The sequence below is a fragment of the Komagataeibacter xylinus genome, from assembly GCF_031081985.1.
Classification (GTDB): Bacteria; Pseudomonadota; Alphaproteobacteria; order Acetobacterales; family Acetobacteraceae; genus Komagataeibacter; species Komagataeibacter xylinus_E.
The window spans coordinates 112,566-125,561 of record NZ_JARWSK010000003.1; the positions used below are offsets into that span (position 1 = coordinate 112,566).

General features: G+C 66.3%; 11 protein-coding genes. 6 read left to right on the forward strand and 5 right to left on the reverse strand.

Going from position 1 to position 12,996, the window contains the following annotated elements; genetic code table 11:
- Nucleotides 1-37: 37 nt before the first annotated feature.
- From QEG70_RS06715 to QEG70_RS06725, 3 genes are all read right to left on the reverse strand, one after another.
- Nucleotides 38-928, reverse strand: a complete 891-nt coding sequence (locus tag QEG70_RS06715) for a DNA-methyltransferase (RefSeq protein ID WP_308719963.1) — start codon at nucleotides 926-928, stop codon at nucleotides 38-40.
- A 36-nt stretch (nucleotides 929-964) separates the two neighbouring features.
- Nucleotides 965-2,122, reverse strand: coding sequence for a murein transglycosylase A (gene mltA, locus QEG70_RS06720; RefSeq protein WP_308719964.1), 1,158 nt, complete (start codon nucleotides 2,120-2,122; stop codon nucleotides 965-967).
- A gap of 112 nt (nucleotides 2,123-2,234) precedes the next feature.
- Complete coding sequence (locus QEG70_RS06725) at nucleotides 2,235-2,915, reverse strand: Tim44/TimA family putative adaptor protein (protein WP_308719965.1); 681 nt, start codon at nucleotides 2,913-2,915, stop codon at nucleotides 2,235-2,237.
- Between the two features lie 206 nt (nucleotides 2,916-3,121).
- Here QEG70_RS06725 and secB point away from each other — a divergent pair, with 206 nt between their 5' ends.
- Nucleotides 3,122-3,643: a protein-export chaperone SecB gene (gene secB, locus QEG70_RS06730; protein ID WP_308719966.1), complete on the forward strand. Its 522-nt coding sequence runs from the start codon at nucleotides 3,122-3,124 to the stop codon at nucleotides 3,641-3,643.
- Nucleotides 3,644-3,888: 245 nt separating this feature from the next.
- Here secB and QEG70_RS06735 read toward each other — a convergent pair whose 3' ends face one another.
- A complete protein-coding gene (locus tag QEG70_RS06735) occupies nucleotides 3,889-4,632 on the reverse strand; it encodes a uroporphyrinogen-III synthase (protein WP_308719967.1) in 744 nt (247 codons plus the stop codon).
- The gene (gene hemC, locus QEG70_RS06740) at nucleotides 4,616-5,698 is read right to left on the reverse strand and encodes a hydroxymethylbilane synthase (RefSeq protein ID WP_172158413.1); all 1,083 of its coding nucleotides are present in this window, start codon (nucleotides 5,696-5,698) and stop codon (nucleotides 4,616-4,618) included. Before hemC ends, QEG70_RS06735 begins: the two co-directional genes overlap by 17 nt.
- A 71-nt stretch (nucleotides 5,699-5,769) precedes the next feature.
- On the opposite strand from hemC, the gene tsaD reads away from it, so the two are divergent.
- The 5 genes from tsaD (at nucleotide 5,770) to mutS (ending at nucleotide 12,933) form a co-directional block, all read left to right on the forward strand.
- Nucleotides 5,770-6,885, forward strand: coding sequence for a tRNA (adenosine(37)-N6)-threonylcarbamoyltransferase complex transferase subunit TsaD (tsaD, locus tag QEG70_RS06745; RefSeq protein WP_308719969.1), 1,116 nt, complete (start codon nucleotides 5,770-5,772; stop codon nucleotides 6,883-6,885).
- Between the two features lie 196 nt (nucleotides 6,886-7,081).
- Nucleotides 7,082-8,053: an NAD(P)H-dependent glycerol-3-phosphate dehydrogenase gene (locus QEG70_RS06750; protein WP_308719970.1), complete on the forward strand. Its 972-nt coding sequence runs from the start codon at nucleotides 7,082-7,084 to the stop codon at nucleotides 8,051-8,053.
- 104 nt (nucleotides 8,054-8,157) lie between these two features.
- Nucleotides 8,158-8,643 (forward strand): glutathione peroxidase, encoded by a 486-nt coding sequence (locus tag QEG70_RS06755; protein WP_308719971.1) that lies wholly within the window; start codon nucleotides 8,158-8,160, stop codon nucleotides 8,641-8,643.
- A 25-nt stretch (nucleotides 8,644-8,668) separates the two neighbouring features.
- The gene (murJ, locus tag QEG70_RS06760) at nucleotides 8,669-10,231 is read left to right on the forward strand and encodes a murein biosynthesis integral membrane protein MurJ (RefSeq protein WP_308719972.1); all 1,563 of its coding nucleotides are present in this window, start codon (nucleotides 8,669-8,671) and stop codon (nucleotides 10,229-10,231) included.
- A gap of 92 nt (nucleotides 10,232-10,323) precedes the next feature.
- Nucleotides 10,324-12,933 carry a DNA mismatch repair protein MutS gene (gene mutS, locus QEG70_RS06765; RefSeq protein ID WP_308719973.1) on the forward strand — a complete coding sequence of 870 codons (2,610 nt, stop codon included), beginning with the start codon at nucleotides 10,324-10,326 and terminating at the stop codon, nucleotides 12,931-12,933.
- The last annotated feature ends 63 nt before the right edge of the window (nucleotides 12,934-12,996 follow it).

Genomic DNA, 12,996 nt, shown 5'->3' on the forward strand with positions numbered 1-12,996 from the left:
GGATTATTTGTCAAAACAATCGTTTTAATGAAAACGATCAATAATTTCGATCATCCATACCATCCGCGCCCGCTTCAGCCGCCGCCATAGCTTGCCGCACGCGCTGGCGGGCCACATTGACATAGATGGTATCGAGATCAATTCCGATGCCCCGCCCCCCTTCGCGCACGGCGGCGACAAGCGTGGTGCCCGTGCCCATGAAGGGGTCGAGCACCACCGGCGCGCTCTTGCCATGCAGGCGGATGCACATCTGCGGCAGCATGACGGGAAACGTGCCGGGATGATGGAATTTCTGCGCCTTGCCCTGCACCGTCTCATACGGGATGAACCACGTATCACCCCGGCAGCGCCGATCCTGGCGGTGGCCACGGCGCACGATGTTGGACTTGTCCATGTAGGGCACGCCAATATCGAGCCGGTTCAGCCCGACATCGCCCGTGCGGGTCAGGTGGAACAGGTGCTCGTGGTTGCGGTTGAGGTAACGGTGGCTGTTGACCGGCTTGAAGTGGCCATGCGTGTCAGTTCCGACCGAGATCGACTTGACCCAGGCAATATGGTTTTGCAGCACGAACAGCTCGCGCAGCCGCACCATGAGCTCGAACGGCAGCCACGGCTGCGCCGATGACCCGGCCACGTTGAGGAAGAACGACCCGTCAGGCCGCATCACGCGCCGCACCTCGCGCGCGATCTCGACCATCCAGTCCAGATAGCCGTCCTCTTCCAGCCGGTCGCGATAGGTACGGTATTTCAGGCCGATATTATAGGGCGGCGAGGTCACGACCACATCCACGCTATCGGCTTCCATGCGGCGCAGCGCGCGCAGGCAGTCGCCGCGCACGAGCAGGTGCGGCCCCTCGGTGTAACGGACAGTCCGCGGCAGGCGGGGTGTGGATGCGGAAACCTGCCCCGCGCGGGGTCGCCCTGTCATGATGCTGCTACGCTCTTAACTCCGCCCGGGGCGGACCTAGTGTTTGTGTTTATGCCTGTGCTTCTTTTCCCGCCCCGGTTCGCTGCGGGGCACCAGCAGGATCATCTGGCCGGGTGAATGCAGGTTTCCCGCTGCCTGCGCGGCTTCCGGCCCCCAGCCCATATACAGGTCGGCGCGTTCCGGTCCCTTGATGTCGGTGCCCAGATCCTGCGCGAAATCAAGCCGGTTCCACGCAGCAAGGTGGCCTGCAACCGGGACCTGCGTCTGCACCCATACCGGGCTTCCCAACGGAATGTAAGAGCGGTCGACCGCCATGGAGCGCCCCGGTGTCAGCGGCACGCCCAGCGCGCCCGGCGCACCGGCCAGCGGGCTGTCGGATGGCAGTTCGCGGAAGAAGACGTAATTGGGGTTCTGCTCCATCACCGCCCGCGCCTTGCCCGGATTCGCTTCCAGCCAGCCCCGGATGGAGGCCATGTTGACATCATCGCTGCCAATCAGGCCCTGCGCCACCATGGCCCGGCCCAGCGGCACGTAAGGCTGGCCATTGAGGCCATCAAAGCCAAGGCGGACGATCTCGTCATTGGGCAGGCGTACGCGGCCTGAACCCTGAATCTGCAGGAAGAACAGGTCAACCGGGTCGGCCAGCCACAGCAGTTCGAGCTTTTGATGGGCAAGCGCGCCCTCATCAATCTGCGCGCGGGTCCAGTAGGGCACGATCTGCCCGTCATGCAGGCGCCCGGTCACGACATTGCCCTGCGCGTCACGCTGGCGCAGCAGGTCAGACGGCCTGCGATAGACGGGGGTCTGGTAAATGCCGCCACGGCGCAGGGAGCCGCGGATCTCGGGCTCATAATAGCCGGTGAACAGCATGCCACCCGCGCGCTTGCCTGCGGCCACGCGGGTCGGCACGAACCATTGCTCGAAAAATGCCCGCGCCGCAGCCCGGTCGCCGGTCGGCACCGCGCGGGCTGCCGTGCAGGCGGCCTGCCAGTCACCCACCTGATGGCCCGCATGCGCGGAAACATCGCCCCCCAGCCCGCTTTCAGGCGGCAGGCTCTCGATCTTGTGGCATTCAGCCAGAAAGACGGGAAGCGCCTCTTCAAGCGCATCGTCCTGCCATCCGGGCAGCCTGCTGAAGGAGAGTGCGCGGGCATGGGGCGATGGTGCCTTCGCTCCCAGCGTGGGAGACTCCATGTGGCACCCACACAGGGCGACTGCGGCGCACAACGGCGCGATACGCTTAAACACTTTCATAAAGATGTATTTATCATGACTTTATTGGTGAAAGTAAGGCCGTTCATTCACCTTACGCGCTGCGGCTTGCCCCAAGCCGCCAGCCATCACCATTAACGCCAAGAATACGCTCGAATACCCACAGGTCGGAGAACTCGGTTACCGCATCCACGCCCGCAACGGGCTGGCCGTTACCATCGAGCGTGACGCTGATCTGGTCGGACACGATGCGCACCTCGATATGGGCGACAGGGTTGGGGCCTGTCGTCTCGTCGATATCCGCGCCAATGATGGCAATATCGGTAATATCACGGATTTCGCTGCGCAGCGTCTCGCCCGCCTGCTGGCGCGAGGTGATCGCGGCCTCGAACGCCGTGAAGGTGGCCGCCGTGAGCAGCGTACGCAGCGTGTTCAGGTCGCCCGCCGCATAGGCGGTCACGATCTGGCGGAAGGCCGCCTCCGTGCCCTTGGCAAACCCGTCTGGCGTAAAATCGGGCTGGAGCGCCGCGATGCGGGCCAGCACGCCGCCTACGCGCGTATCGGGCGTGGGAATGTCATAGGTTACGGCGGGGGGTGGCGGTTCGGGCGCCGTTTCCACCACCGTGGGGGCCATGGGCGGTGGCGCCACGGGACGGGGTGCCGGCTCGGCGCCAACGCGGCGACCGAGGATACTGCGCAGCCGCAGCACGAGAAAAACAGCCACCAGCCCCAGAACAATCAGATCCAGCGGAAAATGACCAAAAGAAAAATTCATGCCGCGCGTCCATTACCGCAGGCGGGCCGACCTGCCAAAGATTACCCTACGTCACAACATAGGCAACGCCCGGAGCCAGCACAATGCGCCACGGCCGTTAAAATTCCGGCGGCTGGTATGGCATCACCTGCATACCCATGCTACGGCCAGAGAATACGGTACCCTTAAATCCTTTTGCGTCTCTCTTGTGGGGAATACAGACAAGCATGTCCGACACGACCAAGCCGCCCACCCCTGAAAACGACCAGACCGCCCCCCCGGCCCAGCCGCTGGCGATCAACCTGCAATACATCAAGGATCTTTCGTTCGAAGTGCCCGCCGGGGCGGAAATCTTCGCAACGCTGCGCACCAACCCGCAGATTTCGGTCAACATTGACGTGCAGGCCAACCGTCTGGAACCCGACCAGATGGTGTTTGAGGTGATCCTGGCCGTAAAGACCGAAGCCAGCGAGCCGCCGCAGAAGGAAGGTGGCCCGCAGGGGCGTCCGGTGTTCATTGCCGAGCTGGCCTATGCCTGCATCGTGACCCTGACCAACCCGCCCGCCGAGCTTGTCGAGCCGATCCTGCTCGTTGAAGTGCCGCGCCTGATCTTCCCCTATGTGCGCAACATCCTCAGCGAGGTCACGCGTGATGGCGGGTTCCCGCCCGTGGTGCTACAGCCGATCGACTTCGTGGCGCTGTGGCAGGCCAAGCGTAACTCGTTTGACCAGACGCCGGGTCACGCCTGATCCTTCTGGCCATTACGGTTACAGGCAAAAGGCCGGGGGCATGTGCTCCCGGCTTTTTTCATGGGTCGTGCAATTCATGCGCCAAGGCTGTTATTTTGCCAGACACTGTTTAAAAACAACTCATTGATAAAAAACATAAAAATTTCCGGGTGCCGCTTTTTTCAAAAAGCTTCACCAAAAACAGCCTTATGATTTCTGGATGTTTTCCAGGCTGACTTTTCACATAGTCTGTCTGGAATTGCCGTTCAGCGGGCTTCGCCAAGGCAGGCAAGCATGGCGGCCTGATCCGGTCGGGCCGCCACGCATATGTTGCGCCATGCAGGCCCTGCCGCCAAGGCGTTCGCCACGCCCGCTGACATAGCCACCGCCACCACATGCCGCAGCATCGCGGTCTGCGCCGCATTCAGCGCGGCCAGAAAAGCCTGCGCCGTGCGGGTGGAATAGAACAGGATCGCCGCCACCTGCCCTGCCACCAGCGCCTGCGCTGCCTGCGCGGGCAGACGCTGTTCAGGGCTGACCGCATAGACGCAGCGCCGCATGACGCGAAACCCCTCCGCCCGCAGCGCCTGCGCCATGTCACGCCCATAGCCACGCCCCACGGCCAGCAACAGCAGGCCACGCGCGGGCAGGGCCGCACGCAACAGGCCGCCGAGATCATCCGCCGTGCCACCCGCCGGGACGACATGTGTAAAACCGGCCACGCGCGCCCGCGCGCCCGTGGCCTCACCTACCACGTAGCAGGGTACATCGTGCCATGCGGGGCGATTGATAGCGGCAATGGCCTGCCCGCTGGTCAGCACGATGGCGTCCGGCCGGGGCGTGGCCGGGGCAAGGGAAAGCTGTTCGACATGCAGCATGGAAGCCGCGATGGGCCGCCACCCCAGCCCGGCCACCGCCGCCATGGTGGGGGCGAGGCCCGGCGGGGGGCGGGTAATGATGACCCCGTTCTGCATGGCGGGGGCGTTGTGCTGGTCAGGCGCTCTCGGCAAAGATGTCAGCCGGGCTGTCGGCGCGCAGGCTGCGGCCAAGGTCACGACCCAGACGGGCTGCATCGGACGGTGCGCCGCTGATCGAGCGCTTGAGCAGGAAGGAACCGTCTTCACGCGCCACAAGCCCGGTCAGGTGCAGTTCCGGCGCGCCACCGGCCACGACCGGGATCAGCCGTGCGTACCCGCCAATGGGGGTGCGGCACGAGCCATCAAGCTCTGCCAGCAGCGCGCGCTCGGCGGTGGCCACGGCGCGGGCCTCGTAATCCTCGATGGCGGAAAGCAGCTCGCGCAGTTCCACATCGCTTTCGCGCACGGTCACACCCACAATGCCCTGCCCCGCCGCCGGCACCATGATGGTGGGGTCAAGGATCACGTCGGCGCGGTCTTCCATGCCAAGGCGGCGCAGGCCCGCATAGGCCAGCAGGGTGGCATCGCACTGGCGCGCGGCCAGCTTGTCGAGCCGTGTCTGCACATTGCCGCGCAGCAGGCCGAATTTCAGGTCAGGGCGCACATGCAGCATCTGCGCCTGCCGCCGCACCGAGGCACAGCCCACCAGCGCACCCTGCGGCAGCACGGCATACGGGTCTGCCGGGTCAGGCTCGCCGCAGCCGGGGCCGAGGATCAGCACATCGCGCGCATCCTCGCGCTTGAGCGTGCAGGCCAGCACCAGCCCTGGCGGCAGCGTGGTTTCGAGATCCTTGAGGCTATGGACGGCAAAATCGATCCGGCCATCAAGCAGCGCTTCATGGATTTCCTTGGCGAACAGGCCCTTGCCGCCAATTTCAGCCAGCTTGCGGTTGAGCACCTGATCGCCCGTGGTGCTGATCTGGTGCTCCTGAAACGCACCCATGTCGCGCAGAACGGGGCAGAAGCGGGTCAGCACCGTAAGGAAGGCGCGCGTCTGCACCAGTGCCAGCGGGGAGGCCCGCGTTCCGACCTTCAGCGGTAGCTGCCGCCGGTGGGGTTCGGTCTGGGTGGCTTCCTTTCGCTGGCGTGCAGCAGCCTCGGCCGCGACTTTCTGTAGCGCGGACGATGGAAACGGGGCGGATGGCTTTGCGGACTCCATATCGCGTGTCTATTACCGCATCGCGATAAAGGAAAGATGACAATCGACACATCCGGATTGTAAATTACGCCATGCACGCCAGCGACCAGACCCCACCCGATCTGCCAACTCCCGTTATGGCCATTGAATCTTCGTGCGATGACACCGCCTGTGCCATTGTCGCGACAGACGGCCAGATCGTGGCAGAAACGACATTAACGCAATCCGGCCATGTGCCATTTGGCGGGGTCGTGCCCGAAATCGCGGCCCGCGCCCACCTTGCCGCCCTGCCCGCACTCGTGCGCGACACGCTGGCGAAGGCAGGCATGCAGCCCCACGAACTCGGCGCCATTGCCGCAAGCTGCGGGCCGGGACTGATTGGCGGGCTGATCGTGGGTGCTGACATGGGCAAGGGCATGGCCATAGCCCTTGATAAGCCCTTCATTGCCGTCAACCACATCGAGGCCCATGCGCTCACGGCCCGCCTGCCGGGTGTTGCCGAAAATGGCGCGCCGTTTCCCTACCTGCTCCTGCTCGTGTCAGGCGGGCACTGCCAGTGCATCGCGGTGGAAGGCGTGGGCCACTACCGCAGGCTGGGCGGCACGATTGATGACGCGGCGGGCGAGGCGTTTGACAAGGTGGCCAAGATGCTCGGCCTTGGCTGGCCGGGCGGCCCGGCGGTGGAGGCCCTTGCGCGTGAGGGCGACCCGCGCGCGGTCGCCCTGCCCCGCCCGCTGATGGGGCGTCCGGGCTGCGACTTCTCTTTCTCCGGTCTGAAAACCGCCGTGGCGCAGAAGCTGCCCACGGCAGTACGCACCGCCCTGCCCCGGCAGGAAGCCGCCGATATTGCCGCAAGCTTCCAGCAGGCGGTGAGTGACATCGTGATCGACCGCCTCGGTCATGCGCTGGGCATGATGGAGCGCCCCACCACCCTGGTGGTGGCGGGCGGGGTGGCGGCCAATGGCGTGCTACGCGCCAGCCTGCGCGATTTTGCGGCCCGCCACGACCTGCCCTTCGCCGCCCCTCCGCTCAGGCTGTGCACCGATAACGCGGTGATGGTGGCGTGGGCTGCGATCGAGACCATGCGCGCGCGCCGTGAAGCGGGCCTGCCCATTCCCAACGACATCGCCCTGCGCCCCCGCCCGCGCTGGCCGCTCGCGGAGATGGCGCAGCGCATGACCGCAGAGCCGATCGAGGCCACGCCTTAAAAGATAAAAGTTTTTGGGTATCGCCTTTTTTCAAAAAGGCGACGTCTTGCGAGGCTTTTTGGAAAAAGGCTTCACCAAAAACCTTTATCAGATACAGACCCGCCCGTCCCCTTGCCCGGCAACCCCGCGCGCCGCATTGCGGTTAGGCACATGACAGAAGGCCGGTTTACGGCACACACCGCGGAGAACCCACATCATGACCCACACCAAACGCATCGCCGTGATCGGCGCGGGCGCCTGGGGCACGGCGCTGGCCCTGCAGGCGGCCCGCGCGGGCGCACATGTCACGCTGTGGGCGCGCAATCCCGCCGCCCTCTCGGCAGGAAGGGTCATGCCGCGCCTGCCCGGCTTTGCCCTGCCCGAGACCATTACCGTCACCGACACCCTGCCGCGCCAGGCCGAGCTGATGCTGCTGGCCTGCCCCATGCAGCACCTGCGCGCGGTCGCCAGCACGCTGCACCCCTGCGCGCCCGTGATCGCGTGCTGCAAGGGCATCGAGCAGGGCACCGGCCTCATGCCGTTGCAGGTACTGGGCGAGGTGTTTCCCCACAGTGTGCTCGGCGTGCTGTCCGGCCCCAATTTCGCGCATGAGGTGGCAGCAAACCTGCCTGCGGCCGCCGTGCTGGCCAGCAGCGAGCGCGCGCAGGCCCGCAGGCTGGCCGACCTGCTCACCACTCCCACCTTCCGCCTGTATGCCAGCGATGACCCGACCGGCGTGCAGCTTGGCGGTGCGGCCAAGAACGTGGTGGCCATTGCCGCAGGCGCCACCATGGGTGCCAGGCTTGGCGAGAACGCGCGTGCGGGGCTGATCACCCGCGCCATTGCCGAACTCGCCCGCCTGTCGCACGCGCTGGGCGGCAAGGTGGAAACGCTGTCCGGCCTGGCAGGGATCGGCGACCTGCTGCTCACCTGCACGGGGGCGGCCTCGCGCAATTACCGGCTGGGGCTGGCCGTGGGGCAGGGCATGCCCGCGCATGAAGCCGCCGCAGCCCTTGAGGGCGTGGCCGAGGGCATGGCCACGGCGCCCGCCCTGCACCTTCTGGCGCAGGCGCACGGGGTCAGCACGCCCGTCATCGCCACGATAGCCCGCCTGCTGGCGGGCGAGATCGACATGGCGCAGGCCGCAACCGCGCTTCTGGCCCGGCCCGTGGGGCATGAATTCGCCTGACCGGAGCACAGGCTACATTGCACATTTGCAAACTGGTAACTTGACCCCCGGCGTACCAGCCTGCAATCGGATCATTCCGGCGCGCATACGAGACCGAGCATTCCATGACCACGATCTACGATTTTAAACTCCCCGCCCTAGATGGTTCCGAGATCGACCTCGGCACGATGCGGGGCAAGCCGATCCTGATTGCCAATACGGCCTCGAAATGCGGGTTCACCCCGCAATATGAGGGGCTGCAGAGCCTGTGGACCACATGGCGCAGCCACGACCTGATGGTGATTGGCGTGCCATCGGGTGATTTCGGCAATCAGGAACTCACCACCCCTGCCGAGATCGGCACATTCTGCCAGCGCAACTACAACGTCACCTTCCCGCTTACGGTCAAAAGCCATGTGAAGGGGCAGCAGGCGATTCCGCTGTTCCGCTGGCTGGCGCGCGAGGGGGGATTCCTGTCGCTGCCACGCTGGAATTTCTACAAATACCTGATCGGGCGCGACGGCAACCTGGCCAACTGGTTCACCTGCGTCACCTCGCCCGAATCGCGCCGCGTGCGCATGGCGGTCGAACGTGCCGTGATGGATCACTGATGGGTCGCCTGATCCGCGCCGCCGCATGCTGAAAGGCTTCCTGACCGTAAGCGGCTGGACCATGATCAGCCGCGTGCTCGGGCTGGTGCGCGACCAGCTTCTGGCAGCCCTGCTGGGCGCGGGAATGGCGCAGGATGCGTATCAGATCGCCTTCCGCCTGCCCAACATGTTCCGCCGCCTGTTTGGCGAGGGTGCGCTCAATGCCGCCTTCGTGCCGCTGTTTGCCTCCCTGCTCGAGCGTGAGGGCAAGGACACCGCGCGGCAGTTCGCCAGCGAGACCATGAGCGTGCTGCTGTCGTGGCTCCTGCTGCTGACGGTGCTGGGCGAGATCTTCATGCCCGGCGTGCTGCGCGTGATCGCGCCGGGCTTTGCGCATGGGGATGTGCGCGATTCGCTGGCCATCTCGCTCAGTCGCATCACGTTTCCCTATCTGCTCATGATCTGCGGGGCGGCACTCGTTTCAGGCGTGCTCAACGGCATGCACAAATTCGGCGTGGCGGCCGCCGCCTATGTCAGCTTCAACGTAGTGGGCATTGCCGCCATATTGCTCCTGCCCCCCCTTACGGGCGATGTGGCCCATGCCGCGGCGTGGGGGGTCAGCGCCTCGGGCGTGGTGCAGTTCGGCATCCTGCTCTATGCGGCAAGCCGGGCGGGCATGCGCCTGCGACTGGTCATGCCGTGCCTGACCCCGCGCATCCGCACGCTGCTGGCCCGCATGGGCGTGGGGCTGGTGGGCAGCGGCATTACCCAGATCAACTTCCTGGTCGATACCATCATCGCCACCCTGCTGCCCGCGGGCAGCGTATCGCTCATGTATTTTGCCGACCGGGTGAACCAGCTGCCGCTGGGCGTGCTCGGCGCGGCTGCGGGCACCACGCTGCTGCCCGTGCTCACCCGCCACCTTGCCGCTGATGACGAGGCGGGGGCCCATGGCGTGCAGAACCGCGCCATCTCCTATGCCCTGATCCTGACCCTGCCCGCCGCCGCAGGCCTGCTGGTGCTGGCGGCCCCGGTGATGATGGCGCTGTTCGGCCACGGGCAGTTCACGGCGCATGACGCGATGCTGGCCGCGCAGTCGCTGCGGGCCTATGCGCTGGGGCTGCCCGCCTTCGTGCTGGTCAAGGTGCTCTCGCCCGGTTTCTTCGCGCGGGGCGATACGCGCACGCCGGTGCTGGTGGGCATGGGCACGCTGGCGCTCAACTTCATCCTCAACATCAGCTTCATGCACTGGCTGGCCCATATCGGCCCGCCACTGGCCAGCAGCCTGGCCGCCATGGTCAATGCAGGCGTGCTGGCCTTCATCCTGCTGCGGCGCGGCGCATTTGTGCCTGACCCTGACCTGCTGCGCCAGCTTGCGGGCATGGTGGGCTGTGCCGGGCTGATGGCGGGCGGCGTGGCCCTGCTGGGCCATACGCCGCTGGGCCACGCCATGGAGGCAGGCCCGGTCATGCGGCTTGTGGATGTGGGCGTGCTGATCGGCCTTGGCGTGAGCGTGTATCTTGCGGCCCTGCACCTGCTGGGGGTGACCGACCTGCGGCTGGCCCTTGGCGCGGTCAGACGGCGGCTGGGCCGCAAGCAGCAGGCCTGAAAGCACCCTGAAACCAGCGGATAAAAGCTTCACCAAAAACTTTCTTGTGCTCCCTGCTGGCGAATCCCCCACCCCACCGGTAGACACCAGACATGACATTTCCATCCCCCGAAGGCGCCACACCCGCCATGGCGCAGTGGTTTGCGCTCAAAGCCGAACACCCTGACGCCCTGCTGTTCTTCAGGATGGGAGATTTCTACGAACTCTTCTTCAATGATGCCGAGGCAGCCGCCTCGGCCCTTGATATTTCGCTCACCGCGCGCGGCACGCATGCGGGCCAGCCCATCGCCATGTGCGGGGTGCCGGTGCATGCGGCGCAGGCCTATCTGGCGCGGCTGATCCGCCGGGGCTTCCGTGTTTCGGTGGCCGAACAGACCGAGCAGCCGCGCAAGGGGCGACCAGCATCAAAAGGGCCGCTGCGGCGCGAGGTCGTGCGCCTGATTACGCCCGGCACGCTGACGGAAGATGAACTGCTTGAGGCAGGCCGCCAGAACCTGCTGGCCTGCATCATCTGCCCCACCGGGCGCGAGGCGGGCAATCCCGGCCTTGCGTGGATCGATATTTCCACCGGCCTGTTCGAGACCGCAAGCGTGCCCGCGCGCGACCTGAACGACCTGCTTGGCCGCCTCGACCCCGCCGAGATCCTGTGCGCGGACAACGTGGAGCTGGGTGATTTCGCCCCCCGCCGCACCCCCATCGTGCCACCGCCGGGCGCTGATGCCGCCCGCACCCGCATGGCCGAAGCCTTTGGCGTGGCCAGCCCCGATGCGTTCGGCACCTTCAGCGATACGGAGGCGCAGGCCGCCGCCGCAGCGCTGGACTACATCCGCCGCAGCCAGGCGGGCCAGTTGCCGCGCCTGTCGCACCCCCGCCCCAGCGACAGCCAGGACGTACTCGGCCTTGACCCCGCCACCCGCTCAAGCCTCGACCTGCTGCGCACGCGTGATGGCACGACCGAGCACACCCTGTTTGCCGCCGTGGCCCGCACCGTCACCGCGGCAGGCAGCCGCATGCTGGCCGACTGGATTGCAGCGCCCCTGACCGATCCCGCCCGCATTGCCCGCAGACAGGCCGGGTGGGTCTGGCTGCTTGACAGACCGGGCGTGCGCGATGACCTGCGCACCCACCTGCGCACCGCCCCCGACATGGCCCGCGCGCTTGGCCGCCTGTCGCTCGGGCGCGGGCAGCCGCGTGATGCCGGGGCCATCCGGCTGGCGCTGCGCGTTGCGCGTGAGATTGGTCAGATCCTGAACCAGCAGGCGGAACTGCCGCCGCTGCTGGCTCAGGCTGCTGGCCACCTTGACCGCGCCCACGACCTTCAGGCCCTGCTGGAGCGCGCGCTGAGCGAAAACCCGCCCGCGCGCATGGATGAAGGCGGCACGATCGCTGCGGGCTATGATAAGGAACTCGACGCCCAGCGCGAACTGCGCGATGGCAGCAGGCGCATCATCGCGGCGCTCCAGAAGGAATATGCCGAGGAATTCGGCATCGCCAACCTCAAGATCCGCCACCATGCCCAGCTTGGCTACGTGATCGAGGTGCCTGCCGCAGCAGCCCCCCGCCTGCGCGGGCGTGAAGACCTGATCATGCGGCAGGGCACGGCCAGTTCCAGCCGGTTTGCCACCGAGCGGCTGGCCAGCCTTGACCAGCAGATTGCGCAGGCAGCCGAAAATGCCGCCCTGCGCGAGCGCCACCTGTTTACGCAGGTGGTGGGCCACATCCTTGATGAAGCCGCCCTGCCGGACATGGCAGCCGCCCTTGCGGTGATCGACATCGTGCAGTCCTGCGCCGTGCTGGCGGGCGGCGGCGCGTGGTGCTGCCCGGTAGTGGGCGATGATACGTCCTTCATCATCCGCGCGGGCCGCCACCCGGTGGTCGAGGCGGCGCTCCCGCGCAACACCCGCTTCACCCCCAATGACTGCGACCTCGAGCCCGACCACCGCATCATGCTGCTGACGGGGCCGAACATGGCGGGCAAGTCCACCTTCCTGCGGCAGGCGGCACTTGCCGTCATCCTCGCGCAGGCGGGGCTGCCGGTAGCGGCGGCGAGCATGCACCTTGGCGTGGTGGACCGGCTGTTCTCGCGCGTGGGTGCTGCCGATGACCTGGCGCGCGGGCGCTCGACCTTCATGGTGGAAATGACCGAGACGGCGGCCATCCTCAACCAGGCAGGCCCGCGCTCCCTTGTGGTGGTGGACGAGATCGGGCGCGGCACCTCCACGCTCGACGGGCTGGCCATTGCCTGGGCCGTGCTGGAAACGCTGCATTCCACCCTGCGCTGCCGCGCCATATTCGCCACCCACTTCCATGAACTCGCCGAACTCGCCAACACCATGCCCCGCCTCACCCCGCACACCATGAGCGTGCGGGAATGGAAGGGGCAGGTCATCTTCCAGCATGAAGTGGTACCCGGCTCGGCGCGGCGGAGCTGGGGCGTGCATGTGGCACGCCTTGCCGGCGTGCCCGAGCCCGTGGTGCGCCGCGCGGGCCGCCTTTTAGGCATGCTGGAGAAAGAACGCGGGCGGCAGGCCCCGCCGCTGCCCCTGTTCGAGCAGCAGGCCGAAGTGGTGGAAATCGAGCCCGCGCCACCCGCCGTGCCGCCCGCAGCCCTTGATATGCTCGAAACCCTCGACCCCGATGCACTCAGCCCGCGCACGGCGCTGGAAATGCTCTATAAACTCAAAAAACTGCTGAAACCCTGATACGGCTCTGGACCTGACCCCACCAAGGGCGGCACACTCCCGGACTGGATCATTCTCGCCACT

What these genes read in the sequence shown, in the direction of transcription:
- QEG70_RS06715 (WP_308719963.1), bottom strand. Translation starts at nt 928, where the DNA reads ATGACAGGGCGACCCCGCGCGGGGCAGGTTTCCGCATCCACACCCCGC.
- mltA (WP_308719964.1), bottom strand. Translation starts at nt 2,122, where the DNA reads ATGGAGTCTCCCACGCTGGGAGCGAAGGCACCATCGCCCCATGCCCGC.
- QEG70_RS06725 (WP_308719965.1), bottom strand. Translation starts at nt 2,915, where the DNA reads ATGAATTTTTCTTTTGGTCATTTTCCGCTGGATCTGATTGTTCTGGGG.
- secB (WP_308719966.1), top strand. Translation starts at nt 3,122, where the DNA reads ATGTCCGACACGACCAAGCCGCCCACCCCTGAAAACGACCAGACCGCC.
- hemC (WP_172158413.1), bottom strand. Translation starts at nt 5,698, where the DNA reads ATGGAGTCCGCAAAGCCATCCGCCCCGTTTCCATCGTCCGCGCTACAG.
- tsaD (WP_308719969.1), top strand. Translation starts at nt 5,770, where the DNA reads ATGCACGCCAGCGACCAGACCCCACCCGATCTGCCAACTCCCGTTATG.
- QEG70_RS06750 (WP_308719970.1), top strand. Translation starts at nt 7,082, where the DNA reads ATGACCCACACCAAACGCATCGCCGTGATCGGCGCGGGCGCCTGGGGC.
- QEG70_RS06755 (WP_308719971.1), top strand. Translation starts at nt 8,158, where the DNA reads ATGACCACGATCTACGATTTTAAACTCCCCGCCCTAGATGGTTCCGAG.
- murJ (WP_308719972.1), top strand. Translation starts at nt 8,669, where the DNA reads ATGCTGAAAGGCTTCCTGACCGTAAGCGGCTGGACCATGATCAGCCGC.
- mutS (WP_308719973.1), top strand. Translation starts at nt 10,324, where the DNA reads ATGACATTTCCATCCCCCGAAGGCGCCACACCCGCCATGGCGCAGTGG.